Raw genomic sequence first — 25,336 nt, 5'->3', positions numbered from 1 at the left:
AGCTCTGCAAGCGCAAAGGAAAAAGGCAAAAAGCACGACACGGGTTACCATGTCGCAATAAGACGATATTGCGACGCAACGCGGCGTGGGTATTCTTGGCCTGCGCGGCATACCTGCCGCAATCCCGCAGACCCGGATGGATTCGCTCATGAAACACTATTCTGCCTTTGCCGTCGCGCGCGAAGCCTTGCGCTCTCATACCGGTTGGGAGCGGGCCTGGCGATCGCCCGAACCCAAGAAGCGTTACGACGTGATTATCGTGGGCGCAGGTGGGCACGGGCTGGCGACCGCCTATTACCTGGGCAAGAATTACGGCATTCAGAATGTCGCGATCATCGAAAAAGGCTGGTTGGGCGGTGGCAATACCGGGCGCAACACCACCATCATCCGCTCGAACTATCTGCAGGACCCGTCGGCGGCGATCTATGAAAAATCCCGCAGCCTTTATGAACATCTCAGCCAGGACCTGAACTACAACCTGATGTTCAGCCCCCGTGGCGTGATCATGCTGGCGCAGACCCATCACGAGGTGCGCGGCTATCAGCGCACGGCCCATGCCAACGCGCTGCAGGGCGTGCCGACCGAGTGGATCGGGCCGCAGCGGGTCAAGGAACTGGTGCCGATCATCAATCTGGAGGGGCCGCGCTATCCGGTTCTGGGCGGGCTCTGGCAGGAGCGCGGTGGCACCGCACGCCATGATGCGGTGGCCTGGGGCTATGCGCGGGCGTGCTCGGCCATGGGTATGGACATCATCCAGAAATGCGAAGTGACCGGCGTGCGGTCTGAAAACGGTCGGGTCGTGGGCGTAGACACCAGCAAAGGCGCGATCGATTGTGAAAAGCTGGGCGTGGTTGTGGCGGGCCATTCCGGGCAACTGGCCGAGATGGCCGGGTTCCGTCTTCCGCTTGAGGCGGTGGCCCTGCAGGCGCTGGTCAGCGAGCCGATCAAACCCTGCATGGACGTGGTGGTGATGGCCAACACGGTGCACGGCTACATGTCGCAATCCGACAAGGGCGAGATGGTGATCGGCGGCGGCACCGACGGGTTCAACAACTACACCCAGCGCGGCTCGTTCCATCACATCGAGGAAACCGTTCGCGCCTTGGTCGAGACTTTTCCGATGATCTCGCGTCTCAAGATGCTGCGGCAATGGGGCGGGATCGTCGACATGACCGGCGACCGCTCACCCATCCTGTCGAAAACACCGTTGGAGAATTGCTTTATCAATGGCGGCTGGGGCACCGGTGGGTTCAAGGCGATCCCCGGTTCGGGCTGGGGCATGGCGCAGCTGATGGCGACGGGCCATTCCCCGCTGACCGAGGCGTTTTCGCTGGACCGATTCAAGGAAGGCCGCTTCATTGACGAAAGCGTCGCGGCGGGGGTGGCGCACTGATGCAAGTCTCTTCGAAGAAAATTGCCAATAATTTTCGAAAATTCTTGGTCGCCCAGAATGAACGGTGCAGCTAGATGGCCTATTCCGAAGTCATGGCCGACCTCATGCGCGCCGACCTTGGCGTGGAGCCGGGGCTGTCCGAGAAGAAGATGTTTGGCGGGCTCTGCTTTCTGCTGCATGGCCACATGGTCTGCGGAGTCAACAAGGATGGTGCCATGTACCGCCCCGGCAAACCCCGCGAGGCGGAGGCACTGGACGCAGGCGCGCAGCCGCTCAGCTTCACCGGTCGCCAGATGGGCGGGATGGTGGAACTGGACGAGGGCGGCTTCGAGGATGCAGTCCTTCGCGCCAAACTGACCGAAATGTCGCTGGCCAACGCGGCCAGCCTACCGCCGAAAGGATGACGAGATGCTGATCCTTCATTGCCCCTATTGCGGCGTCGATGCCGAGGAAAGTGAACTGCACGCAGGCGGGGAGGCGCATATCAAGCGCTTTGGCCCCGGCTCTGACGACGACCAGTTTCACGACTATCTCTTCATGCGCGAAAACCCCAAGGGCGTGCATTTCGAGCGCTGGCAGCATTCCAATGGCTGCGGCAAGTGGTTCCACGCGGCGCGCTGCACGGCAACACTCGAGGTGTTCGGCACCTATCCCGCGCAGACCACCGAGCCACCAAAAGACATCCGCGACGCCATCACCGCCAAGCGGCCCGGCTGGACTTGGAGAGAGTTCTCCTGATGTCCCGTCACCTCCGTCTTCCGACCTCCCTCTGCGAAAGGTCCGCATAAATGAGCACCCGTCTTTCGAAACTCGGCCGTCTGATCGATCGGACCAAACAAGTCACCTTCAGCTTCAACGGCACCACCATGCGAGGTTATGCGGGCGACACGCTGGCCTCGGCACTTCTGGCCAATGACCAGGTGATGATGGGCCGTTCGTTCAAGTACCACCGCCCCCGCGGCGTCGTGGCCTCCGGTGCCGAAGAACCCAATGCACTGGTAGGCTTGGGTGAGGGCAGCAAGTTCGAGCCGAACCAGCGCGCCACCACGACCGAACTGTTCGACGGGCTGAAAGCCGCATCGCAGAATCACTGGCCGAACCTCGATTTCGATATCGGGGCGGTGAACACGCATCTGGCGCGGTTCCTGCCGGCGGGCTTCTACTACAAGATGTTCATCCATCCACAGCCCTTCTGGAAGCACGTCTACGAGCCGTTCATCCGCAAATCCGCAGGCCTGGGCAAAGCGCCCGATGCCGAGACGCGCGATGCCGATACCTATGAGCATTTCTATGCCTTTACCGATGTTCTGGTCATCGGCGGCGGTGTGGCGGGCCTGCAGGCGGCTAAGGCTGCGGCGCTGACCGGAGTCAAGGTTCTGCTGGTCGAACAAACCGCCCATTGGGGTGGCCGCGCACCGGTCGATGGCGGAACCATTGATGGCGGGCCTGTGGATAAGTTCGTGGAACAAATCGTTTCCGAACTGGAGACAATGGACAATGTCACCATGCGCCTGCGCTGCATGGGGGCGGGGATCTATGACCACGGCTACGCGCTGGCGTATGAGCGTCTGACCGACCACGCGCCGCAGGTTGCAGGCCCGCGCCACCGGCTGTGGCGCATCCGTGCCAAGCAGATCGTGACCGCCACCGGTGCGATCGAGCGGCCCTTGTCCTTTGCGGGCAATGACGTGCCCGGTGTGATGCTGGCCTCGGCCATGCGCGACTATGTGGTGAACTGGGGCGTGACCCCCGGTGAACGGGTGGTTGTGGCCACCAATAACGACGACGCCTACCGCACCGCGATCACGCTGAAAAATGCTGGTGTCGATGTGCTGCGCATTCTGGATGCGCGCGCCTCGGGCGGCGGCACTCTGGCCGACGAGGCGCGGGCGCTGGGCATCCGGGTCGATCCCGGCAAAGCTATCGCCAAGGTCTCGGGCGGTAAACGTGTTAAGAAAGTCTCAATCTGCAACCAGGAGGGGATCGGGGGCGCGCGCGACGAAGTGGCCTGCGATGCGGTGGCCATGTCCGGTGGCTGGTCGCCCGTGGTGCATCTGTGGTCTCATTGCGGTGGCAAACTGATCTGGGATGACGCGCAGGCCCATTTCCGCCCCGATCCCGACCGCCCTCCGCTGGGTGCGGATGGCGCAGGTTTCGTCAGCGCTGCAGGCTCTGCCAACGGCGCATTGGCTCTGGGCGAGACGCTTGGTGATGCCAATGCGGCCGGTCTGGCCGCGGCAAAGGCGGCGGGCGGCAAGGCCAAGCGGCCCAAGGCCTCCGTGGGTGACAGTACTACCGAGCTGCCGATGGAGCCGGTCTGGCTGATGCCCGCCAATGCCGATACGCCGCTGCGCATGAAGTCCTGGCTGGACTTCCAGAACGACGTCAAGGTCTCGGATGTGCAACTGGCCGCGCGCGAAGGCTATGAAAGCGTTGAGCATACAAAGCGCTATACCACGCTGGGCATGGCGACGGATCAAGGTAAGTTGAGCAATATCAACGGCCTGGCGATTCTTGCTGATGCGCTGAATGCCGAAATCCCGCAGGTCGGCACCACAACTTTCCGCCCACCCTATACCCCGATCTCAATGGGGGCCATTGGCGGCGAAGCGCGGGGCGAAGTGTTCCAGCCGATCCGCCGCACGCCGCTGCATGACTGGCACGACAGGAATGGCGCCGATTGGGAACCGGTTGGCCATTGGCGTCGCCCCTATGCCTATCAGCGCCCCGGTGAAAGCGTTGAGGCCGCCGTCAATCGCGAGGTGAAGAACACCCGCGAAAACCTTGGTTTGCTTGACGCTTCCACTCTGGGCAAGCTGATCGTCAAAGGCCCCGATGCGGGCCGGTTCCTCGACATGATGTACACAAACATGATGTCCACGCTGAAACCCGGCAAATGCCGCTATGGGCTGATGTGTTCCGAAAATGGCTTCCTGATCGACGATGGCGTGGTGGCACGCATCGACGAAGACACTTGGCTGTGCCACACAACCACAGGGGGCGCCGAGCGTATTCACGCCCATATGGAAGAGTGGCTGCAGACCGAGTGGTGGGACTGGAAAGTCTATGTCGCCAACGTGACCGAGCAATACGCTCAAGTCGCGGTTGTCGGCCCCAATGCGCGCAAAGTATTGGAAAAACTCGGCGGCATGGATTTCAGCAGAGAGGCGCTGCCTTTCATGGAATGGCGCGACGGTCAGATCGGTGGTTTTGACTGTCGTGCTTACCGTATCTCGTTCTCTGGCGAGCTCAGCTATGAGATCGCGGTTGCCGCCTCTCAGGGGCAGGCGTTCTGGGATGCCCTGACAGAGGCCGGGAAGGAGTTCGGGGTGATGCCCTATGGCACCGAATGCCTGCATATCCTGCGCGCCGAAAAGGGGTTCATCATGATCGGGGACGAGACCGATGGCACCGTGATCCCGCAGGATCTTGGCCTGCATTGGGCACTGTCCAAAAAGAAAGAGGATTACTTGGGCAAGCGCGCACAGCAACGCAGCCACATGGCCGACCCGGACCGCTGGAAACTGGTGGGGCTCGAGACTGTGGATGGATCGGTTCTGCCCGACGGCGCCTATGCGGTGGGCGAGGGGACCAATGCCAATGGACAACGCAACATGATCGGGCGGGTGACTTCGACCTATCACTCGGCCAATCTGGGCCGCGGCATCGCCATGGGGCTGGTGAAACACGGGCCCGACCGGATGGGCGAAGTGATCGAGCTCCCCGGAACAGATGGCAAGAGCTACAAGGCCAAGATCGTTGATCCGGTCTTTTTAGACAAGGACGGGGAGAAGCAGAATGTCTGAACCCATCAGCGCATTGAACGGCGCTCGCGCCGAAGGTATCGCCACCATCGAAGAACTGGGCCTGCAGGGCATGATCACCCTGCGTGGCGATCACGAGGACAAGGGGCTGGCCAAGGCTGCGACGGCTGCGACAGGCCAGCAGATGCCCGGCCAGCGCAAGGCCCGTGTCGAGGGCGACAGCGGGCTGTGCTGGATGTCGCCGGATGAATTGCTGGTTCTGGTGCCTTATGCCGAGGTCGAGGACAAGCTTGCCGCTATGGCCAAAACGCTTGGCACCAGCCATGCACTGGCGGTCAATGTCTCGGACGCCCGCGCGGTGTTCCGTGTCTCTGGCGCACATGCACGCGAAGTACTGGCGAAACTGGCACCGGTTGATCTGAGCGAAGAGGCGTTCAAAGCAGGCGATTTCCGCCGCACCCGTCTGGCGCAGGTGGCCGCAGCCTTCTGGATGGAAGAGGGAGGTAGCTTCCGTGTCGTCTGCTTCCGATCGGTCGCCGATTATGTGTTCAAACTGCTCAAGGTGGCGGCGCAGCGGGGCAGCGAGGTTGGCGTTTTCTGAACCTTTCATGACGGCGCGCGAATGCGTGAAAATTTAACATCAAGCAGGGTTGAATCTCTGACTTGGTCCTGATTTGTGTCTTGCAAACAGGAGTAGATGCTTAATGAAAACACTATCTTTAGCCGCGATCACTTTCTTAGCGCTTTCCAGCGCAGCGACCGCGGGGCAAACGATTTACGATTGCAAATTGAAAAACAATCAAAAGCGATACGGCTGGATACCCGAACGCATGGTGTTGTTCGTTGATGATCAGAAAAGGAACGCAGAGGTAATTGATGACTACATCAACTACTACCACAAAGAACCAATTCCTGCGTCTATTGAAAATCTGAGAAACGGCCGTTTTCGGGTTCAATGGAAGATGGATTCGATGAGTGTGCGCGCCGGAACCGATGTGTCGGCAACGTTCAGGGTATCCGTTTCTGAAAAAACGGGAAATGCGCAGATGCGGGTCCGGATTGACGGTGTGGCAGACAATCGACCAAGCGGTCAGGGGCCCTGCAAGATCTCAAAGCGCAAGTAAAAGAACTTCTGAAACGCTCTCTGGTTCAAGGCCTGACCCCGGTACAGCCGGGGTCAATGAAATCTGCAGAACCGGATGCCACAATCTAGAGCGTCGGTCGAGACAGGTGAGCAGAAAATTCGATTCATTTGGGTTCGTATGTGCAGTGCGCTTCTGTGAGACCGCTGCAACTCGTCGAGGTCTCTACGCCCAACCAACAATATTCTAGGGTCAAAAAATGCCTAATTACAAACAAGCCGCCAGCTGCATTTTGGCAATGGCACTATGTGCCAGCCCGATATCCGCAAAAACCTATGCTTGCGAATTCGAAGAAGCGCCCGGGAAAGGGGTTCTCCCCACCAACGTTACTTTTGAGTTGGATCGCGCTCGGGGCCTAGCTTATCTGAGCGACGTCGTCGTGCCCAAGGTAGATACCCATGCAGGCCCAGCAACAATCACGAGAAACGGCTCCACGATAGTATCGTTTTCCTGGATCGGAAAGGAATACGTCAATTCGGAGAACGGGCGGGATTCGATTGGAGGTGGAACCGTTTATTCATCGGTTGTCTTCCGCGATCTCCGATTTTCGATTTATCTCGACAAAAGTTCAATGCGAGCTGTCACCCGGTCAAAGAAAATGAACGGAGGCAGGATGGGTTGGAGCGCAAACGGGCGTTGCAGCGTCGTAAATTGATTCTGACAACCTGACTACGCCTTATAGGCATTCAATCGGGTGCCGGACGCTGAAGCATATCTTGCGTGGCTTTATCAGAAAGACCCAGCCCCTGAGTGCTTGAAAAAGCCATCTGCTCTTGACCTGCGGGCAGCATCGCCGCATGTAACCTGTGGAACCGCAACATTCATTTTCAACAGGGGTCCACGATGGCTTTTGAACTTCCTGATCTTCCTTATGCACATGACGCTCTGGCCGCCAAAGGCATGTCGGCGGAAACGCTGGAATATCACCACGATCTGCACCACAAGGCCTATGTCGATAACGGCAACAAGCTGATCGCGGGCACCGAGTGGGACGGCAAATCGCTGGAAGAGATCATCAGCGGCACTTATGACGCGGGCGCCGTGGCACAGAACGGCATCTTCAATAACATCAGCCAGCTCTGGAACCACAACCAGTTCTGGGAGATGATGGGCCCCGGCGGCAATGCGATGCCGGGCGAGCTGGAAAGCGCGCTGGCAGAGAGCTTCGGCTCGGTCGATGAGTTCAAGTCGCAGTTCAGCGCTGCCGGTGCCGGTCAGTTCGGCTCGGGCTGGGCGTGGCTGGTCAAAAACGCCGATGGCTCGCTGGCCGTGACCAAGACCGAAAACGGGGTGAACCCGCTTTGCTTTGGTCAGACCGCGCTCTTGGGTTGCGATGTTTGGGAACACAGCTATTACATCGATTTCCGCAACAAGCGTCCCGCCTACCTGTCGAACTTCCTCGACAATCTGGTGAACTGGGAAAACGTCGCCAGCCGGATGTAATCTGGTCACGACGGCAATTTCCGAGAAATTTGGACAAGGCCCGCTGGCAGAGATGTTGGCGGGCCTATTTTGTTTCAAGGGCGTGTCGCGGGATCACTACGCGGCAACGCCGATAGAGTGAACGGGTAAAGGAACTTTCAAAAAACTGCGCCCCCGTCGGCGGTAAGACGGGGGCGCAGCGGGGCCGGGGGAGGGTTGTTGGGTCAGGGTTTCAGAACGGTGACGGTTTTGGTCACAGGTTGTTGGGGAGTGTCGGGAAATGTGAAGGTCATCGCAACCCCGCCGACCGGAAATCCACCCGCCATCGCGGGCGCTGCGGCAGTTGTCAGGATCAGTGCGGCTGCAATCAAAAGGGGTTTCATCGTCTTCTCCAATCTGAACTGTTCGGTTCACATCACATGATCTAAACAGGTCAGTTCAGTTTTCAAGAGCGACTGAACCAAATAGTTCACTTTTTTCCGAATGCCGTTTTGCCCCCTCAGCCGTAGCATAGGCAGAGGTGAAAGAACGTTGCTGTTGCTCGCCCTCGCTGGTCAGGCGGAACCTTCGGACAGGATGATTAGCGGCCTGATCGCGTGACCGTCAGCGGTCTGCGGGGGATGCTTGAGCAGCGCGCCATATCCTGCCGCACCGGACGGGGTGGTTGCGACCCCCATGGCCTCCACTGCGTGTGAGGCCGCGCTGCCTTCTTCTTCCGTCAGCGTTTCATAGCGCACCCCGCAGCGTTCCAGGACGTGCCAGGCGACGATCGAGGGTTCCTTGCAATCCAACCGACCCATATTCGAGTCCGGCCCGTCGGCGCGGGTTGGTTTCCCGGCGATATGGCTGGCTTTCAGGCAGCGGGCGGCCTCGGGTTCGACAACGATCAGCTCCGGCTGTTGCGCCCAGTTCAGGCGGATCATATGGGCCATCGCGGCGGCCAGACCGCCCACGCCAGCCTGCAGATACACATGGGTCGGCCAGGTGCCGGAGGCCTCGAAAGTCTGGCGCAACTCTTCGGCGATGACGCAATAGCCTTCCATGACCAGCTTGGGGATCTCGGTGTAGCCGGGCCAGGTGCCATCCGCCAACAGGATCGCACCGGAGGTGTCGGCATCGGCGATAGCGGCGGCGACACTCTCGTCATACACATCGCCCGAGCGCACCACCTCGGCGCCCATGGCTCGCAGCCGTTCGGCAAAGCTCTCGGGCACGCTATTGGCCAGATGAACCCGCGCCTTGGCACCCATCGCGCGCGCACCCGCCGCGACGCCCATGCCATGATTGCCCGCGCTGGCGCAGACAAAGCTGAGCGTGGCGGCAAAGGCACGGATATCCGCATCATCCAGACGCGCAAGCGTCAGGGTTTCGCCGGTCTGAGCCAGCCATTCGGCCTGAAGGATCCGCGCCACGGCATAGGGCGCGCCAAGCGCCTTGAACGCGCCTAGCCCCAAGCGGCCGGTTTCGTCCTTGGCCAGAACCTGCTGACCGTTGGGCCCCTGCAAGTGCAGCAGAGGCGAAGTCTTGTAGGCATCTTGCGTCCCAAAAAAGACCAGGGCACGGTTGAAGTCCGGGGCAAAGTCGATGTTGTCGGAAGGTGTCATGCCAGCAGGCCCGCCCTTGTGTGTTTCTGAGGTTGTTAAGACTTTGTCGTCTATGGCATGAAAGAAGTCGACAATTCCCGCAAAGGCAATCAATTTCGTCCTATGTTGCGCTGCAACTCCCGCCAACGGACAGTCCCACCATCGCCGTTTTGCCCAACAGACCCAAAGACCTGTCACCATGTCCGACTTTCACTCCCGATTGACCGATCAGCGCCGCGACTTTCACCGCAACCCCGAACTGGGGTTTCAGGAGGAGCGGACAAAGGCGCAGGTCGCGCAATCCCTGCGCCGCCTGGGGATCGACGTGCATGAGGGGGCCGGGATCGTCGGTGTCTTGCGGATGGGGCAGGGCAACCGCGCCATCGGGCTGCGCGCGGATATGGATGCGCTGCCGATCGCCGAGACCTCTGCCCATGACTATCCGTCGCAAAATCCGGGCGTGATGCATGCCTGTGGCCATGATGGCCACATGACGATGCTGCTGGGGGCCGCCGAACGGTTGGCGGAAGAGGGCGGGTTTGATGGTACGGTGGTGTTGCTGTTCCAACCCAATGAGGAACATGGGCTGGGTGCGCGCGCGATGATCGACGACGGCGTGCTGGAACGATTTCCCATCGACGAGGTCTATGCCATTCACAACCTGCCCGGCGTGCCGGTGGGGCAGATTTCGACCCGGGCGGGGATCATCTGCAACAGCGAAACGCTGTTCGAGATCACCATTCACGGGCAGGGGGGGCATGCCTCGATGCCACAGGCCGGGGTGGATGCGATCACGGTTGGTTCTGAACTGGTGCTGGCGCTGCAGACCATTGTGGCGCGCAAACTGGCGCCCGATGCCGGGGCGGTGGTCTCGGTCACCGAGTTTCTGGCCGACGGGCAGCGCAATGTCCTGCCCGGCAAAGCCACGCTGAAGGGCGATTTCCGCGCCCGCGCGCCGCAGGACCGCGCCGAGATCGAGCGGTTCATGCGCCAGATCGCCGAAGGTGTCGCTGCAGCCCATGGTGTTGAGGTGACGGTGTCGTTCAAGACCGAATTTGTCGAGACCATCAATGCAAGCGACCCCGCCGAGGCAGTCTATCGCGCCGCCGAAGCCGTAGGCCGCGATCTGATCCGTAACCGCCCGCCCATGAGCTTCTCAGAAGATTTCGCGCAATTCTGCGCCGCCGTTCCGGGCTGCTTTTTGTTGCTTGGCAATGGTGAGGACGGGCCAAACGGGCAGCCGCTGCATGCCTCCGATTATGATTTCAACGACGATCTTCTGCCCATCGGGGCAGAGTTTTGGGTCCAGTTGGTAAGGGACCGCCTGCCAATTCGATAGCACCGAACCTGATTGCTGTACCTGATCGAGGGTTCCCCGAGGCCGAATTCACCACCCGCACCGCACGCGCGCAGGCATTCATGGCGCAGATCGGCATGGCGGGCCCGCTGTTTATGACCGAGGCGGAGGTGCGCTATTTCAGCGGCCTTCACTCGCTCTTCTGGCAAAGCCCGACACGGCCCTGGTTCCTGTTTGTGCCCGCAAGCGGCAAGCCCATCGCGATTATCCCCGAGATCGGCGCCGAACTGATGCGCGGCACCTGGATCGAGGATATCCGCACTTGGGGCGCGCCTGCGCCCGAGGATGACGGCATCAGCCTGCTGAGCGACCTGCTATTGCCCCTGCCATCGGCGGCTTGAAAGGCCATGAGACCGCATTGCGCATGCCGCTTGGCGATTACGAACGCCTGATGCAGGGGCTAAGCGGCTTGCAGGTGGCAGATGCAACGGCGCTGATCCGGTCCCTTCGCATGGTGAAATCCGAGGCCGAGATCGAAAAGCTGGCCCATATCTGCGCCATCGGTTCGCGCAGCTTTGCCCGCGTTCCCAACCTCGCCCACAAGGGCCAACCGCTCGAGGATCTGTTCCGCGCCTTTCGCCGCGAGGCGCTGGCACAGGGGGCGGATGATGTTCCCTACTTGGTTGGGGGGCGGATGAGGGCGGGTATCACGATGTGATCTCACCGCCCTCGCGCCGCTTGCTGGCGCGGGGCGACATCCTGATGCTGGATACCGGCGCCAATTGGGATGGGTATTTCTGCGATTTCGACCGCAACTTTGCTATTGGCGCGGCGGACAGCGCCTCGCTGCACGCCTATGACGTGCTCTGGCGTGCAACCGAGGCCGGAATTGCCGCTGCACGTCCCGGCACGACCTGCCGCCAGGTGTTTCAGGCGATGCAGAGCGTGATCGCGGAACTGGACGATCAGGGTGGCGATGTCGGGCGTCTTGGCCATGGGCTGGGCATGCAACTGACTGAATTGCCCTCACATGCCGCCTTTGATAACACCGAAATCGTCGAGAATATAGTGCTGACGCTGGAGCCGTCCTTGAGCTACGGCGATGGCCGGATCATGGTGCATGAAGAGAATATCGTTGTGCGCAAGACCGACGTGCAGCTCTTATCCGAGCGCGCCGCGCCGGACCTTCCAATCATTTGAGGGTGTGATATGAAGCTGGATTTCGACACGGACGGGGGGATCGGATCGCGCGCCACGCTGGGTGTGATCGTGCTTGAAACCGACGAAACGCTCGAGCCGGAATTTGCGCGGATCATGGCGCTTGAGGGCGTTGCGCTCTATCACAGCCGGATCCCGATGGTGCCCGAAATCCGCCCCGATACGCTGGCGAAGATGGAAGGTGACCTGCCTGCTTCGGCGCGGCTGTTTCCGCAGTCGCTCGATTTCGACGTTATCGGATATGGCTGCACGTCGGCCTCGACCGTGATCGGCTCGGACAATGTGGCGCGCGCGGTTCAGACCGTGTTTCCCGATGCGCGTGTCAGCGACCCGCTCGCTGCCGTCGTTGCCGCCGCGCGCGCGCTTGAGGCTGGGCGGCTGGGCTTCATCACGCCTTACGTGCCCGAGGTTTCGGGGCGAATGCGGCAGAAGCTGGAAGAGGCGGGTTTCGAGATCGCCGGCTTCGGCTCTTTCGAAGAAGGCGATGACCGGGTTGTGGCGCGCATCACCGAACGCGCGATCGTAGCTGCCGCACGGCAGGTCGCGGCAGCAGCGCCGTGTGATGCGATCGTGATCTCCTGCACCAACCTGCGCTGTCTGGGTGTCATTGACGAGATCGAGGCCGCCACCGGTCTGCCGGTGATCACCAGCAATCAGGCGCTTGCCTGGCACATGTTGCGGCTTGCCAAGGTCAGCGATGCCTTGCCGGTTCTGGGCCAGCTTGGGGGTCGATAGGGCAGGCGCAAAGTTTTGCCCCTAGCCGCGCAAATGCGGGCAGCCCTCATAAGGGCTGCCCGCTTGTTTGGTCTATTCGGCTATAACGGTGTGCTTCTCGCGCAACCCGTCACGATAGAGTGCCTTGGCAAGGGCGACGCACATCAACCCCATGACCATGGTAAAGGGCAGCGCTCCGATGATCATCGCATTGCGCAGCGCATCCATCGGGTTGTTCTCACCTGCCGCCAGGATCAGCGCCCCGATCACGGCGGTCAGGATCAGGCCCCAGATGATCTTGTGCTTGTTGCCGACCTTCTGATCGCCGCCCGACATGATGGTGTTCATCACCAGAATGCCGGAATCTGCTGACGTGACCAGGAAGGTCATGATCAGCACAACGCACATCACGGTGATGCCCGACAGCAACCCGCCCGAGATCATCTCTTGTAAAGTCACGAACAGCTTGGCCGTGTTGGACGCGCCGATGATGGCGCCCTCGGCAGTGCCGTTCAGTTCAAGATCGATGGCGGTACCACCCAGGATGGTCATCCAGGCGAAACAGACCATTGCCGGTGCGAAGACGCAGCCGATGATGAACTCACGCACCGAGCGGCCCTTGGAGATACGGGCCAGGAACAGACCCACGAAAGGTGAGAATGCGATCCACCAAGCCCAGTAGAACGTGGTCCAACCGGCCTGCCAGCCGAACTGACGACCCGGGTCGCCTGCGGCATAGACCGAGGTCAGAACCGATTCAGGCAGGGCTGCGGCGTCGCCTTCGAGACCGGACTTGAACCCGTCGAACGAGCCCCAAGGATTGGTCGCACCACCGCGCAGCGCATCGGCAAAGGGCATCGCTTCGCTTGGCAGGGCTGCGTCGAATGATGCTGCCGATTGCGGGTTGAACGCGCCGAAGCTGAGCGAGATGAAGTGCAGCACGTAATCGACGAACGCGGTTGCATAGGTGGTCATGGCGAACAGGAACGATCCGAACACCACAAAGACCAACAGCAGGATCAGCGATAGAACCAGATTCAGGTTCGACAGGTATTTCACGCCGCGCCCGACACCGGACACCGCAGAAACGATCGACAGACCCATGATGACGACCAATCCCGAAAGCAGGCCAACCGTGCTGGGCTCGGGTGTCTCACCGGTCAGGTCCATCATCCATTCCATGCCCGAAATCGCATAAAGCCCGTCGATGAACTGCGACACGCCAAAGCCGATCGTGACCGACACACCCAAGATGGTCGCGACCACGCCCAGCACGTCAACCACATGGCCCAGAAAGCCGTTCATCAGCTTGCCGAACAGGGGCGTCAGCGCCGTGCGGATCGTCAGCGGCATGTTCCGCGTATAGGCGTAATAGGCCAATGACAGACCAGTTACGACGTAAATCGACCAAGCGTGAAATCCATAATGCAGAAAGGTATAGCGATAGGCAGATTGCAGCGCTTCCTCGGTGTTGCCCGGAACAGTGTCGGCAACGACAACCGGATTCGATCCCCAGAGGCCCAGTGGCTCGGCGGTGGCGAATACCATCAGACCAACACCAAGACCCGCGCCGAACATCATCGAGAACCATGAGAAATCGGAAAATTCGGGTTTCTCGCCGTCCGGCCCCATGAGTCGTTTACCAGTTTGCGGCAGCGCTGCTACGACAAACAGGAAAAAGGCAAAGAAGCCAACAATGACGATATAGAAAGCGTTGAAATCCTCGAGCAGGCGCGAGTTGAGGCTGCCCAGAACGCCGTTCGCGTTCGCAGGCCAGACCAGCGCCCAGATCACCAGCCCGACCATGACCGCCTTGCTGAGCAAGGCAATCTCCAGGCTGTGTCCTTCATAAAATCCGCTTCCAGACCTCTTGATCTGCAAGTCGGTAAACGGTTGTTTCACTGACATGTGTTTCCTCCCTGTTCGCACGTGTCCTGATTTGCCGGGTTTGTCTGTTGTGGTGAGCGGGTTCCCGGTTTCTTGCCGCTCAACTGTCCGTCAGAATGGCTTCGATCTTTGCCAGCGTGGCCAGGTTGACTGCCACCCCGTCCTCTCGGGCCGCCAGGCGTTTGCCGCGTCGGCCATCCCCTGGCAAATGTGCGCCTTCCTGAAAGCGGATGGCTTCGACAAGATCGGCAATGCGGGTAGCAAAAACGTCACTTGCAGTCGCGGAGGGGTCTATTGCGATGAAAAACTGCCCGGTCTTCGGCGGGCCGCCCGCCGTACCCGAAAACGGCGAGGCGTGGATACCAAGCGTCGCGCCTGTCAGCGCGGCGGCCATGATTTCGGTGAGTAGGGCGATGCCGACCCCCTTGTAGCCCCCCGAGGGCGCCATCGAACCTTTGAGGCCGATCTCGGGGTCCGTTGTGGGGTTGCCCTCACTATCCAGCGCCCATCCCACCGGGATCGGTTTTCCCTCGCGGGCGTGTTTCATGACTTCGCTCTTGGCAATGGTGCTGGCGCTCTGGTCGATTAGCAGGGCAGGCTGACCGTCGCTACCGGGCACCGCAACCGAAAATGGGTTGGTGCCGACAACCGGCTTGGATCCGCCAGAGGGTGCGATCGAGGCGGGCGCGTTGGTAAAGCCGATCCCCACCAGGCCGGCCTGCGCCAGACGATATGTGTGATAGCCCAGAACACCACAATTATAGCTGTTCGAGATCGCCAGAACAGCCACGCCTTGGGTGCGCGCGGCGGGGACCAGGGCCTCGTATCCCAGTTCGATCGCGGCATGGGCAAAACCGGTGGCCGCATCCACCGTCACCACGCCTGGCCGGGGTTTCGACAAGGTTGGCACCGCTTTCCCGTCGACCTTGCCGCATTGCACATGCTCGCAATAGATCGGGATATAGGCTAGCCCGTGGCTTGCCACGCCGTCCGCTTCGGTGGCGGCGGTGGCCACGGCCAGCGGGCGTGCGTTTGCTTCGGATGTGCCCGCCGCGACCAGGGCATCAAAGGACAGCGCCTCGATCTCGGACAGCGAGAGTGTCTTGGTCTGGGTCAATTCGGCGTCTCCTTAATCATTGTCGGACAGACCGGCACCCGCGCCCAGCAGCCGCGATTCCTCGGTGGCGGGCGCATAGGTGCGGTGGGCGAAGCGGTTCAGAACCACATGGGTACCGGTGGCAGGTGTGGCACGGCTTTGGTGCGCGCGAGGGGTAGTAAGCGTGCCGCCAGCCTCGACGTGCAGCAACGCGGCGTGATCCGGCGCGTAATCCGGCGCGCTCAGTTCGGTCCCGTCGGTGATGGCGGTCCAGCCCCCGCTTGTCACCGTCACCGGTTGTTCCAGCCTGCAGGCGGCATGGGCGGCAAAGGGCAGGATCAGCACAGGTTGCGCAACTTGGCGCATTTCAACCGGGCCCTGCGTCAGGTGGTCGGCGCAATCAGACAGCGTGACCCCAGCAAGCAGCGGGCAGAGCTCGGCACTGCCCTGCCACGGCCCCAAGAGATCTTGGGGCGCATGCTCCTGCAGCGACGTGGCAAAGCCCTGCTCCAGCAGGTCCGCCAGCACCGCCCCGCCATCCAGTCCCCTCGCACAGAGCCAGCGCGTCGCCTTGGCGGCCTCCTCGGCCAGCCCCCAGCTATAGCAACCGCCGCGCGCTGCGCGCTTGGACAGGGCCTCCATCTCGTTCAGCGACAGTCTCATTCCACCTCCTCGGGATAGACCCACAGATCGGCGGTTTCCTGTGTCAGATCCTCGGGATAGGGCGCGCCCGCATACATGCAGATCCGAACCCAGCGATCGGAACGCGGGTCGAAATGGGTGGCGCCAAAGAAGGACAGCTTGGCCCGCAGCATATCGATGGGCAGCACATTGGCACTGATCGTGTTGTCCTGAACTTCGCTATAGGGCGCGATCATGCTCATCTGAGCGCGGCGGATCGTGTGGCGATGCTCGGTGTGGCGCATCAGGAACCGGGACACCGGCTGGTCCGCATCGAAATCCGCAAGCGTCTTGTGGGCGGCAACGGCGTCGCGCGCCGGTGCCAGCGGCTGTTCATACTCGGTGATGGGTTCGTCGAAACGCTCGCCCATCCGTGGCTCAAGTTTCTCCTCCGAGACATACCACGCCCGCGCGCAGTGTTCCGGCGCGCTCCAATCCAGGTTGAGCGCCCAGCCAAACCGGTTTTCGATCAGCTCGCGGACCTTCTTGATCGGCATCGCGCCATCGATCACAAACGCATCGGCATTGCTGTCAGCCAGACAACTGGATAATCCGTCCACTTCGTCCCCGTAAGGCTCCTGAATCAGCGAGGCGACCAGTTCCTGACCTTCTTCGCTCAACGCGCTCTCGGACCAGCGCATCAAGCGGTCCCAGGGATAGTCCTGCAGCAGGTTCTCTGAGCCCACGTGATCCTCAATCGCCTGCATGTCGGCCCTGAGCCGGGCGAGCTTGTCGATCTGAATGGGATGGGCAGAGCGCCAGCGCGCGACCGAAATCGCGCTGCGTTTGAAGAGGGCGCGAAACACGTCGACCTCGGCCGGCGTGGCGGTCTGATGAGAGCGGACGCGGGCAATCGCCTCTTCCCGCGCCATGATCCAGTTGTTGAACAATATCGGGTGGTTGATAATGAACGGTGCCATGCCCAAGCCGGTGGAGTTGCCGATGCCCAGCTGACGGGCAATGGCGGGATCAAGCCGCGCGGCCCGGTCGCCGCCTTTGATCTTGGCCATATATTCGGCAAGGTCTCGCACGAATATTCGGGTCAGGTAGACCGACAGCATCTCGGCCTGGAACGGGGCCTGCAATTCCGGCCGTGCAGCAAGGGTTTCCCGGTCCGCCGCGCCGAATTTGCCCGAGCCGTAGACAGCCGTGGTGCGCATCAGATAGCCCACGCTGTCGATCTGCTCGGGGTCGGGCTGCTTGCCCTCTGCAAGCCTGCTCACCACATGCGACCACAGCCGTACCGACCGGTTGGCACGCGATAGAGACAATTCGCGCTCGCTGATGCGCCCGGCTTCCTGCAGGGGCACGTTTTGCGACAGGCGGTCGATGTCCTCGGGTGTAGGGATGCCGTCGAACAGGGTAAAGGTGGCATCCCAGGCCTCGGCGATCACCCGGTCCGAACGTTGGTCGGGGGGCAGATCATGGGCGAAGGCCACCAGCGAATAGGCGCGTTCGGGACCCTGCACGGTATAGACGGCCCGACCCACACCCGCGTCATCGATCTCGAACACAGGGCGGGAGAACTGCCAGTTTTCCTGTGCCATGCGGCGCATCAGGATACGCATGAAACTCAATCGGCACTGATGCAGCGAACCCAGCCGTTTCAGCCGCATCACGTGCGCCGGATCGCGGCGGGGGATATGCGTGCTGGTGAGTGTCATTTTTGCTGTGGCCCGAAGTTTTCTGCAAAGAACCGGTACCAGTTGCCGCCCATGACGCCAGCAACTTCATCCGCGTTCATGCCAACAGCCCGCAGCCCGTCTTCGATATTGCCAAAGTCGCGGTTGTCGGTGAACCAGCCTGGCATCGGCGGAAAACCGGGGGCCGAGGCCGAGCCTTCGCCATAGTCGATTTCCTTGGTCCAGCGTCCGACTCGCATCCATTCGACAATGCTGTCGGGCTGATCCTGACACAGATCAGTGCCGATCCCCAGATGTTCGGGGCCATACGTCTCGGCTGCGCGTGCGATCATTTCGCAGAAGCTTTCCAGCGTGCAGGCGGATTTGTCCTTCAGGTGATGTGGATAGACCGAAAAGCCCATCATGCCGCCATTCTCGGTCACCGCGCGGATCACCGCCTCTCGCTTGTTGCGCAGGGCGGGTGACCATTCATGCGGATTGGCATGGGTGATGGCGATGGGACGCTCGGACAGTTCAGCCGCCTCGATGGTCGAGCGATCGGCCGAATGGCTCATGTCCACGACAAGGCCCACGCGGTTCATTTCCTTGATGACTTGCTTGCCCATGCGGGTGATGCCAGTGTCCTCGGCCTCGTAACAGCCGGTCGCCAGCAGAGACTGGTTGTTGTAGGTCAGTTGCATGAAGCGGGCGCCAAGATCGTGCAGGATTTCGACCAGCCCGATATCGTCTTCGATGGGCGAGGGGTTCTGGAAGCCGAAGAATACCGCCGTCCGGTCGGTTTCTCGGGCTTTGTCGATATCGCTTGCCCAGCGGCCTTTCAGGATCAGGTCCGGATATTGCTCAAACCAACGGTTCCATTTTTCGAAATTAAGGACCGTTTCACGAAAGTTTTCGTGATAGGCGATGGTGACGTGGATCGCGTCCACGCCGCCCTCGCGCACTTGCCGGAAGATCTTTTCCGACCAGTTGGCATATTGTAACCCGTCGATACGCATCAGACCGGGGTTCCTGCGCTGATATAGGCGGTTTTGACCGTCGTGTAGAACTCCGCCGCCGCCTTGCCCTGTTCGCGCGGACCGTAAGAGCTGTCGCCGCGCCCGCCGAAGGGCACGTGGTAATCGGTGCCTGCGGTGGGCAGGTTCACGGTGACCACACCGGTACGCGCATTGCGGCGGAAATGGGTGGCGCGGGCCAGGTTTTGAGTGACAATGCCCGAGGTCAGCCCAAAATTGGTGTCATTGACGACGCTCAGCGCCTCGTCATAGCTGCTGACCTTGATGACTGATGTCAGCGGCGCAAACATCTCTTCGCGGTTGATGCGCATCTCGTTGGTGGTGTTCAGGAACACGCCGGGCGACATGTAGAAGCCGTCATGCGGCATATCCAGTCGCTGACCGCCGCAGGCCAGTTCGGCCCCTTCGGATGTGCCCAGATCGACATAGGCCAGGTTTTCCTGCAACTGCTGCGCGCTGACCACCGGGCCCATCTGCACACCGTCTTCCAGCGCGTGACCGACCTTCATCACCTGAGCGCCCGCGACCAGCTTCTCGACGAATGCGTCATGGATTCCCGCGTGAACCACCAGCCGTGACGAGGCGGTGCATTTCTGCCCGGTGCCGCCGAACGCCCCACCAAGGGCCAGCGTCACCGCCAGATCGAGATCGGCGTCATCCATCACGGCCAGCGCGTTTTTCGACCCCATCTCCATCTGCACCTTGGTCAGGTTCTGAATGGCTGCCGCTGCGATACCCTTGCCCACCGGCACCGACCCGGTGAATGAGATCGCGTTAACCTTTGGGCTTTCGACCAAACGCTGACCAACCGAGCGGCCCGAGCCCATGACAAGGCTGAACAGACCCTTGGGAATGTCCTGCCGCGCGATGACTTCACTCAGCGCTACGGCAGAGGCAGGGGTGATGTTGGCGGGTTTCCAGACCACCGCATTGCCGTAACACAGCGCCGGGGCGATCTTCCACGAGGCGGTCGCGGTGGGGAAGTTCCACGGGCTGATGATGGCCACCACGCCCACGGCTTCGCGGCGTACGTCGATTTCGACGCCGGGGCGCACGCTGTCGGCGTTCTCGCCGATCTGACGCAGGCATTCGGCGGCATAATAGGTAAAGAACTGCCCGGCGCGATAAACCTCGCCCTTGCCCTCGGCTAGCGGCTTGCCCTCTTCGCGGGCCAGAAGCGTGCCCAGTTCTTCGGCGCGCGACATCAGCTCAGTACCGATGTTCATCAGCACGGTCTGCTTGCGCTCGGGGCCACAGGCTTCCCACTCGGCCTGTGCAATGCGCGCCTGATCCAGGGTAGCGTCCAGCTGATCTGCACTGGCTTGGGTGAACATCCCCACCAGATCGCTCAGATCCGAAGGGTTGCGGTTTTCAATTTCGCTTTCGCCTGCCAGCCAATCGCCGGCAATCAGGTTCAGTTTGGTCAAGGTCAGCCCCAAATCCTGTTATCAAATTTGGGTCAGGATGGACTTCGATTGCCACATCAGTCAAACTCAATAAACTGAACCGGATTTCAGAAATGTTGAAGCATGGCCATTAAGATCGAAATGCTGCGGTGCTTTTGTATCACCGCCCAGACCGGAAACCTTGCCGAGGCCGCCGACAGGCTCGGGCGCACCCAGTCCGCGGTGTCGATGACATTGAAGCAATTGGAGGATCACCTGGGCAAGAAGCTGTTCGAAGGAGAACGGAAAAGCAAACTGTCGCCGCTGGGCGAGCAGGTGCTGGAATTGGCCTCGAAACAGATCCGTCAGTTTGATGATGCGGTGCACGGAATCGAGGCCGCGGCCGAGGCCAGTCATGGTCTGATTCGGATCGTTTCGGTTCCCTCGGTCGCGGCGCTGATCTTCCCGCAGGTTCTCGAACACATGACCCGGCGCTTTCCCGGTCTGAAGATGGAGCTGCGCGACACCGACAGTCAGCAAGTGCTGGACGCGCTGGCCGAAGGCAAGGCCGAGATCGGGATCGCCTCGGGGTTTCATCCGCTGAATGGGGTGAGGGCACTGCCCTTGTTGGAAGACCGGTTCGGGCTGGTCTGCGCGGCGGATCACCCCCTGAACACACGGGCCGAACCACCCGAGATCTCGGATGTGGTGACGGGATCGTTTGTGCGCAACGCCTTATGCGAGCTGATTCAGACGCCGCGCTTCCTGTCCGCCATCGAGGCTGCGGATGTCACGATCCAAAACACCCATTCGCTGATCACGATGATCCGAACCGGCAAATGGGTCACCGTGCTGCCTGAGACGGTTGCGCAGTTCATCCCCGAGACAACCGCCTTCCGACCGATTTCGGATCTGCATGACAAACGGCAGGTCTTTCTCTATGTCCGGGAAAAGTCGCGTTATGCGGAGCTGACCGAGGAATGCAGCACCTTCATTCTGTCGCGCCCGTTCGATTGAACCGGGAAAGCAGCATGCGCGGACCATCGCCCGGACGGCAAACAAGGGCGCGTCTGTTCACTTACCTGGATCAATCGGATGGTTCCGTGTCCAGTCAAAGTTGCCCTCGTCGCGCTCTCGAACCGCCTGTTTCCAGCCAACCTGCTCGACCCGCGCCTTAAAGTTTAGACCCTCGGGCGAATGCCGGGTAATGCCGTCAAAGATTGTGGCCAAGCGCTGGGTCTGGTTGATCTGCGATTCGATGGCCGAATTGATGACCATTTTTTGCATCGCCAACTGGTTGATCGGCACTGTCGCCATCCGGGCGGCAATCGCTTCAACTTCGGCATCCAACTGCGCGTCCGGCATCGATTTGAGCACCAGACCCATCTCGGCGGCCTCGCGCCCCGTGACCTTGTCACCGGTGAACATCATCCGTTTCGCCTTTTCCGGACCCAGACGGTGGACCCACATCGCGGTGGTGGGGCAGCCCCAGACGCGGGCTGGCATGTAACCGATCTGCGCGTCATCGCCCATGATCGTCAGATCCGCGCAAAGTGCAATGTCCGACCCGCCCGCCACGGCAAACCCATGCACCTTGCAGATCACCGGTTACATGGCCCGGAACAGCGACATGAAGGATTGCGTATTGGCCCACATGAACTGAAAATCCTGCATTGGGTCCCAAGGCATTTCCTGCACCGCCTGGTTGGGGCCATCCCCCTCGGCGTAATGTGCCAGATCGTAGCCCGCGCAGAATGCCTTGCCCGCCCCCGACAGCACCATGACATGCACGTCGCGATCGGCATCCGCTTCGGCCACGGCTGCCAAAAGTTCGCGTGGCAGGTCGTCGTCGATGGCGTTCATCACTTCGGGGCGGTTCAGTGTGATCCGCCCGATGCGCCCGTTTTTTTTCATAGAGTACTTTGGCCATTCTTCCTCCCGATCAGCATTTTTTGGGGCCCTTGCGAGGACTATAGATCACGAAGACGGATCGCGAAGCAGGTCGTTCAAATCCGTAGATGCGGTCGCAAACGACATGGAGATGGCGCAAAGAGGCTGGCAACGCCGCGCAGGTTTCGGTAGATTGCAGCCAGGCTTCTGGCGATGGCGTCGCCGGGTTTCCGCAGGGTGGAAACACGCCACTACACAAACAGTCCTGAACGCCGGGACCTCTTTGATCGGAGGTCAATATGACTGCACGTCCTGAATTCTATCGTTTCCACAACGGCGAGAAAGCCGCTCTGCAATTCGCCGACAGCGAGTACGCCGCGCGCATTGACGGGCTGCGCAAAATCCTGACCGAACACGGCGCAGATGCCGCCGTTTTCACCTCAATGCATAACATATCGTATTATTCGGGCTTCACCTATTGCGCCTTCGGACGGCCCTATGCGCTGGTCGTGACGCCGTCGGAGTGCGTGACCATCTCGGCAGGGATCGACGCAGGCCAGCCCTGGCGGCGCTGTTATGGCGACAACATCACCTATACCGACTGGCAGCGCGACAATTACTGGCGCGCGATCGCTTCGGTGACCGGGCCGGACAAGGTGATCGGCTATGAGAGCGATCACCTGACGCTGTTGCAGCAGGGCAAACTGCAGAGCTTTCTCGCCCCGTCGAACACGGTCGATCTCTATGAGGCGACTATGCGCCAGCGCATGCACAAATCACCTGCCGAGATCGAGCTGATCCGCGCGGGCGCAGCGGTGGCGGATGTTGGCGGCTACGCGATCCGTGACGCCATTACGGAAGGCACCCGCGAGATCGACGTAGCCATGGCGGGCCGTGATGCGATGGAGCTGGAGATTGCCAGCCGCTTTCCCGATGCCGAATACCGCGATACCTGGGTCTGGTTCCAGTCCGGGATCAACACCGATGGTGCCCATAACCCGGTGACCGGTCGTCGGCTTGAGCGCGGGGATATCCTGTCGCTGAACACCTTCCCGATGATCTCGGGCTACTATACTGCGCTGGAACGGACGCTGTTCGTGGGCGAGGTGGACGAGGCCAGCCTGAAGCTCTGGCAGGCCAATATCGGCGCGCATGAGCTTGGTATCTCGCTGCTGAAACCCGGTGCCTCCTGCGCCGAGGTCACCGAGCAGATTAACGCCTTCTTTGCCGAGCGCGACCTTCTGCAATACCGGACCTTTGGATATGGGCATTCATTCGGGGTTCTGTCGCATTACTACGGTCGCGAGGCCGGTCTGGAACTGCGCGAGGATATAGGCACCGTGCTGGAACCGGGCATGGTGATCTCGATGGAACCGATGTTGACCATCGCCGACGGACAGCCCGGGGCAGGAGGCTATCGTGAACACGACATTCTGGTGATCACCGAGGACGGCAACGAGAATATCACCGGCTATCCCTATGGCCCGGATTTCAACGTGGTGGGATGAGGTGATATCGCCTAGCGCCCCGCCTGGCCGAGGTCCAAAACGCAAGAGAGGCAGCAAATGCTGCCTCTCTTTTTTTGTTTTGGTTTGGCGAGTTACCGGTTGAGGAACTCCAAATCGTACTTGTCTGCAACATCCGGCAAGGGATGTTCCTCGTGTAGCGATACGACGATGCCGTAGATCATGAACAGCAGGATCACCGCGATCGGCAGGCCAGCCACGATCGAGGCCGTCTGCAGCGCGCTCAACCCGCCTGCCAGCATCAAGACACCCGCGACCACACCAGCGGTAAGCCCCCAGAACACGCGGAACTTGACCGGCGGATGCTCGTCGCCCATCGACAGCATCGTACACATCACCAATGTGCCCGAGTCCGACGAGGTCACGAACCACGAGATCAGCAGGATCGTGATCAGTACGGTAAGCGGGTAGGTCAGCCACGTATAGCCGAAGCCCTTGACCGTAGCGAAGACGCCAGCTGCATAATCGTTGTTCACCGCTTCGACCACGCCTGCGTCATAGAACAGGTCGACGCCCGCCGCTGCACCGCCAAACACACCCATCCACAACATCACGACCGAGGTCGGGATCAGCAGAACGCAATAGCAGAACTGCTTGATGGTACGGCCCTTCGAGACGCGGGCAATGAACAGGCCAACAAATGGGCACCATGCGATCCACCAACCCCAGTAGAAGATGGTCCACCAGCTCTGCCACTGGTTGTCAGGCTCGCCGTTGATCCAGAAGCCCATCGGAATGACGGTCCACAGGTAATCGCCGAAGCCCGAGATTGCGATACCCAGCAGGAAGGCGGTCGGCCCGAGGATGATGAACAGGATCAGCAGGAAGATGCTGGCCATGACATTGGTCTCGGACAGAATCCGCACGCCCTTGCCCACACCCGATGCAGCCGAGGCGGTGCCCATGCAGGTGATGACCGCCACCAGAATCAACTGGTTTGTCTGAGTATTGGCCATCCAGCCGAGATCTTCGAGACCGGCTGCGATCGGGGTGACCCCCAGACCCAGAGATGTCGCCAGACCAAAGATGGTTCCGAAGACGCCGATCAGGTCCACCAGGTGTCCCCAGGGGCCATAGATCCGGTCCTTGAGCACCGGATAGAGTGCCGAGCGCAAGGTCAGCGGCAGGCCGTGGCGATAGGCGAAATAGGCCAGGCACAGCCCGACCAGCACATACAGCGCCCAGCCATGGAAACCCCAGTGGAAAATGGTGATGGTGACTGCCGAGACCGCCGCATCGACCGAACCGGGCTCAAGGCCCGAACGTTCCAGGAACGGGCTGCCCTGAATGTGGAACATCGGCTCTGCCACGCCCCAATAGATCAGCCCCGATCCCAGACCGGCACTGAACAGCATGCAGACCCAGGAAAAGGTCGAAAAGTCGGGCTCGTCATCGTCCTTGCCCAGTTTGACATGGCCAAAGCGACTGACCATCAGCCACAGAACGAAGAACAGCGCGGCGTTCACCACCAGCACATAGAACCAGTCCAGCGAGCCGATGATGAAATCCTTGCCCGATGCAAAGACCGCGCTGGACGTCTCCACATCGCGGATCGTGTAAAAGACGAAGCCAAGAATCATCACCATCGAGGCGATGCCCATCGTGGTGTTCATCCCTTTGAACAAGCCTGACTTGGCAACAAGATTGTCAGGTCTCTCTGTTGGTTGATTACTCATTTCTTA

Annotated in this window: 20 protein-coding genes and 2 pseudogenes; 12 read left to right on the top strand and 10 right to left on the bottom strand. The window is 60.6% G+C overall.

The features are described 5' to 3' along the window. The first annotated feature begins 148 nt into the window (after window positions 1-148). From AB1E33_RS03200 to AB1E33_RS03170, 7 genes are all read left to right on the top strand, one after another. The gene (locus AB1E33_RS03200) at window positions 149-1,393 is read left to right on the top strand and encodes a sarcosine oxidase subunit beta family protein (RefSeq protein ID WP_372575798.1); all 1,245 of its coding nucleotides are present in this window, start codon (window positions 149-151) and stop codon (window positions 1,391-1,393) included. A 74-nt stretch (window positions 1,394-1,467) separates the two neighbouring features. Further along, window positions 1,468-1,797 (top strand): TfoX/Sxy family protein, encoded by a 330-nt coding sequence (locus tag AB1E33_RS03195; RefSeq protein ID WP_372575797.1) that lies wholly within the window; start codon window positions 1,468-1,470, stop codon window positions 1,795-1,797. Window positions 1,798-1,801: 4 nt separating this feature from the next. Further along, the gene (locus AB1E33_RS03190) at window positions 1,802-2,131 is read left to right on the top strand and encodes a sarcosine oxidase subunit delta (RefSeq protein WP_372575796.1); all 330 of its coding nucleotides are present in this window, start codon (window positions 1,802-1,804) and stop codon (window positions 2,129-2,131) included. 50 nt (window positions 2,132-2,181) lie between these two features. Next, a complete protein-coding gene (locus tag AB1E33_RS03185) occupies window positions 2,182-5,199 on the top strand; it encodes a sarcosine oxidase subunit alpha family protein (RefSeq protein WP_372575795.1) in 3,018 nt (1,005 codons plus the stop codon). Further along, the gene (locus AB1E33_RS03180; protein ID WP_372575794.1) at window positions 5,192-5,758 is read left to right on the top strand and encodes a sarcosine oxidase subunit gamma; all 567 of its coding nucleotides are present in this window, start codon (window positions 5,192-5,194) and stop codon (window positions 5,756-5,758) included. The genes AB1E33_RS03185 and AB1E33_RS03180 overlap by 8 nt, the downstream gene beginning before the upstream one ends. Before the next feature lie 103 nt (window positions 5,759-5,861). Then, window positions 5,862-6,281: a hypothetical protein gene (locus AB1E33_RS03175; RefSeq protein WP_372575793.1), complete on the top strand. Its 420-nt coding sequence runs from the start codon at window positions 5,862-5,864 to the stop codon at window positions 6,279-6,281. Window positions 6,282-7,142: 861 nt separating this feature from the next. Next, complete coding sequence (locus tag AB1E33_RS03170; protein ID WP_372575792.1) at window positions 7,143-7,742, top strand: superoxide dismutase; 600 nt, start codon at window positions 7,143-7,145, stop codon at window positions 7,740-7,742. A 203-nt stretch (window positions 7,743-7,945) separates the two neighbouring features. On the opposite strand, the gene AB1E33_RS03165 is transcribed toward AB1E33_RS03170, so the two are convergent. Both AB1E33_RS03165 and AB1E33_RS03160 read right to left on the bottom strand, forming a co-directional pair. Beyond that, the gene (locus AB1E33_RS03165; protein ID WP_372575791.1) at window positions 7,946-8,104 is read right to left on the bottom strand and encodes a hypothetical protein; all 159 of its coding nucleotides are present in this window, start codon (window positions 8,102-8,104) and stop codon (window positions 7,946-7,948) included. A 171-nt stretch (window positions 8,105-8,275) separates the two neighbouring features. Further along, entirely contained in the window at window positions 8,276-9,325 is a 1,050-nt protein-coding gene (locus AB1E33_RS03160) for a pyridoxal-phosphate dependent enzyme (RefSeq protein ID WP_372575790.1), read from the bottom strand. A gap of 178 nt (window positions 9,326-9,503) precedes the next feature. Between AB1E33_RS03160 and AB1E33_RS03155 the strand changes: the two genes are divergently transcribed. From AB1E33_RS03155 to AB1E33_RS03145, 3 genes and pseudogenes are all read left to right on the top strand, one after another. Beyond that, window positions 9,504-10,643, top strand: a complete 1,140-nt coding sequence (locus AB1E33_RS03155; protein ID WP_372575789.1) for an amidohydrolase — start codon at window positions 9,504-9,506, stop codon at window positions 10,641-10,643. A gap of 80 nt (window positions 10,644-10,723) precedes the next feature. Continuing rightward, a pseudogene (locus AB1E33_RS03150) lies at window positions 10,724-11,801 on the top strand (M24 family metallopeptidase). A gap of 9 nt (window positions 11,802-11,810) precedes the next feature. After that, a complete protein-coding gene (locus AB1E33_RS03145) occupies window positions 11,811-12,554 on the top strand; it encodes a maleate cis-trans isomerase family protein (protein WP_372575788.1) in 744 nt (247 codons plus the stop codon). Window positions 12,555-12,626: 72 nt separating this feature from the next. Here AB1E33_RS03145 and AB1E33_RS03140 read toward each other — a convergent pair whose 3' ends face one another. The 6 genes from AB1E33_RS03140 to AB1E33_RS03115 all read right to left on the bottom strand — a co-directional run bounded on the left by AB1E33_RS03140 (window position 12,627) and on the right by AB1E33_RS03115 (window position 20,280). Beyond that, window positions 12,627-14,441, bottom strand: a complete 1,815-nt coding sequence (locus tag AB1E33_RS03140) for a BCCT family transporter (protein WP_372575787.1) — start codon at window positions 14,439-14,441, stop codon at window positions 12,627-12,629. A 79-nt stretch (window positions 14,442-14,520) separates the two neighbouring features. Next, window positions 14,521-15,537 carry an Ldh family oxidoreductase gene (locus AB1E33_RS03135; RefSeq protein ID WP_372575786.1) on the bottom strand — a complete coding sequence of 339 codons (1,017 nt, stop codon included), beginning with the start codon at window positions 15,535-15,537 and terminating at the stop codon, window positions 14,521-14,523. 12 nt (window positions 15,538-15,549) lie between these two features. After that, window positions 15,550-16,179, bottom strand: a complete 630-nt coding sequence (locus AB1E33_RS03130; RefSeq protein ID WP_372575785.1) for a DUF3726 domain-containing protein — start codon at window positions 16,177-16,179, stop codon at window positions 15,550-15,552. Then, window positions 16,176-17,861 (bottom strand): hypothetical protein, encoded by a 1,686-nt coding sequence (locus AB1E33_RS03125; protein ID WP_372575784.1) that lies wholly within the window; start codon window positions 17,859-17,861, stop codon window positions 16,176-16,178. Before AB1E33_RS03125 ends, AB1E33_RS03130 begins: the two co-directional genes overlap by 4 nt. Beyond that, the gene (locus AB1E33_RS03120) at window positions 17,858-18,835 is read right to left on the bottom strand and encodes a membrane dipeptidase (protein ID WP_372575783.1); all 978 of its coding nucleotides are present in this window, start codon (window positions 18,833-18,835) and stop codon (window positions 17,858-17,860) included. The genes AB1E33_RS03125 and AB1E33_RS03120 overlap by 4 nt, the downstream gene beginning before the upstream one ends. Next, window positions 18,835-20,280, bottom strand: a complete 1,446-nt coding sequence (locus AB1E33_RS03115) for an aldehyde dehydrogenase family protein (protein ID WP_372575782.1) — start codon at window positions 20,278-20,280, stop codon at window positions 18,835-18,837. The genes AB1E33_RS03120 and AB1E33_RS03115 overlap by 1 nt, the downstream gene beginning before the upstream one ends. Window positions 20,281-20,382: 102 nt before the next feature. On the opposite strand from AB1E33_RS03115, the gene AB1E33_RS03110 reads away from it, so the two are divergent. Continuing rightward, a complete protein-coding gene (locus AB1E33_RS03110) occupies window positions 20,383-21,255 on the top strand; it encodes a LysR family transcriptional regulator (RefSeq protein WP_372575781.1) in 873 nt (290 codons plus the stop codon). 57 nt (window positions 21,256-21,312) lie between these two features. Here the strand turns inward: AB1E33_RS03110 and AB1E33_RS03105 are convergent. Then, window positions 21,313-22,101 (bottom strand): annotated as a pseudogene (locus AB1E33_RS03105) (crotonase/enoyl-CoA hydratase family protein). A gap of 326 nt (window positions 22,102-22,427) precedes the next feature. Here AB1E33_RS03105 and AB1E33_RS03100 point away from each other — a divergent pair. Continuing rightward, window positions 22,428-23,636, top strand: coding sequence for an aminopeptidase P family protein (locus AB1E33_RS03100; protein ID WP_372575780.1), 1,209 nt, complete (start codon window positions 22,428-22,430; stop codon window positions 23,634-23,636). Between the two features lie 92 nt (window positions 23,637-23,728). Here the strand turns inward: AB1E33_RS03100 and AB1E33_RS03095 are convergent, their stop codons facing one another. Then, complete coding sequence (locus tag AB1E33_RS03095) at window positions 23,729-25,330, bottom strand: BCCT family transporter (RefSeq protein ID WP_372575779.1); 1,602 nt, start codon at window positions 25,328-25,330, stop codon at window positions 23,729-23,731. Window positions 25,331-25,336: the final 6 nt, after the last annotated feature.

Source organism: Ruegeria hyattellae (assembly GCF_041537925.1).
In the GTDB taxonomy this organism is placed as follows: Bacteria; Pseudomonadota; Alphaproteobacteria; order Rhodobacterales; family Rhodobacteraceae; genus Ruegeria_C.
Note: the sequence above shows the minus strand (reverse complement) of the source record. Positions and strands in the feature narration are given on the sequence as shown.

Coding starts and splice junctions, on each gene's coding strand:
- AB1E33_RS03200 (WP_372575798.1), top strand. CDS start 149: ATGAAACACTATTCTGCCTTTGCCGTCGCGCGCGAAGCCTTGCGCTCT.
- AB1E33_RS03195 (WP_372575797.1), top strand. CDS start 1,468: ATGGCCTATTCCGAAGTCATGGCCGACCTCATGCGCGCCGACCTTGGC.
- AB1E33_RS03190 (WP_372575796.1), top strand. CDS start 1,802: ATGCTGATCCTTCATTGCCCCTATTGCGGCGTCGATGCCGAGGAAAGT.
- AB1E33_RS03185 (WP_372575795.1), top strand. CDS start 2,182: ATGAGCACCCGTCTTTCGAAACTCGGCCGTCTGATCGATCGGACCAAA.
- AB1E33_RS03180 (WP_372575794.1), top strand. CDS start 5,192: ATGTCTGAACCCATCAGCGCATTGAACGGCGCTCGCGCCGAAGGTATC.
- AB1E33_RS03175 (WP_372575793.1), top strand. CDS start 5,862: ATGAAAACACTATCTTTAGCCGCGATCACTTTCTTAGCGCTTTCCAGC.
- AB1E33_RS03170 (WP_372575792.1), top strand. CDS start 7,143: ATGGCTTTTGAACTTCCTGATCTTCCTTATGCACATGACGCTCTGGCC.
- AB1E33_RS03165 (WP_372575791.1), bottom strand. CDS start 8,104: ATGAAACCCCTTTTGATTGCAGCCGCACTGATCCTGACAACTGCCGCA.
- AB1E33_RS03160 (WP_372575790.1), bottom strand. CDS start 9,325: ATGACACCTTCCGACAACATCGACTTTGCCCCGGACTTCAACCGTGCC.
- AB1E33_RS03155 (WP_372575789.1), top strand. CDS start 9,504: ATGTCCGACTTTCACTCCCGATTGACCGATCAGCGCCGCGACTTTCAC.
- AB1E33_RS03145 (WP_372575788.1), top strand. CDS start 11,811: ATGAAGCTGGATTTCGACACGGACGGGGGGATCGGATCGCGCGCCACG.
- AB1E33_RS03140 (WP_372575787.1), bottom strand. CDS start 14,441: ATGTCAGTGAAACAACCGTTTACCGACTTGCAGATCAAGAGGTCTGGA.
- AB1E33_RS03130 (WP_372575785.1), bottom strand. CDS start 16,179: ATGAGACTGTCGCTGAACGAGATGGAGGCCCTGTCCAAGCGCGCAGCG.
- AB1E33_RS03125 (WP_372575784.1), bottom strand. CDS start 17,861: ATGACACTCACCAGCACGCATATCCCCCGCCGCGATCCGGCGCACGTG.
- AB1E33_RS03120 (WP_372575783.1), bottom strand. CDS start 18,835: ATGCGTATCGACGGGTTACAATATGCCAACTGGTCGGAAAAGATCTTC.
- AB1E33_RS03110 (WP_372575781.1), top strand. CDS start 20,383: ATGGCCATTAAGATCGAAATGCTGCGGTGCTTTTGTATCACCGCCCAG.
- AB1E33_RS03100 (WP_372575780.1), top strand. CDS start 22,428: ATGACTGCACGTCCTGAATTCTATCGTTTCCACAACGGCGAGAAAGCC.
- AB1E33_RS03095 (WP_372575779.1), bottom strand. CDS start 25,330: ATGAGTAATCAACCAACAGAGAGACCTGACAATCTTGTTGCCAAGTCA.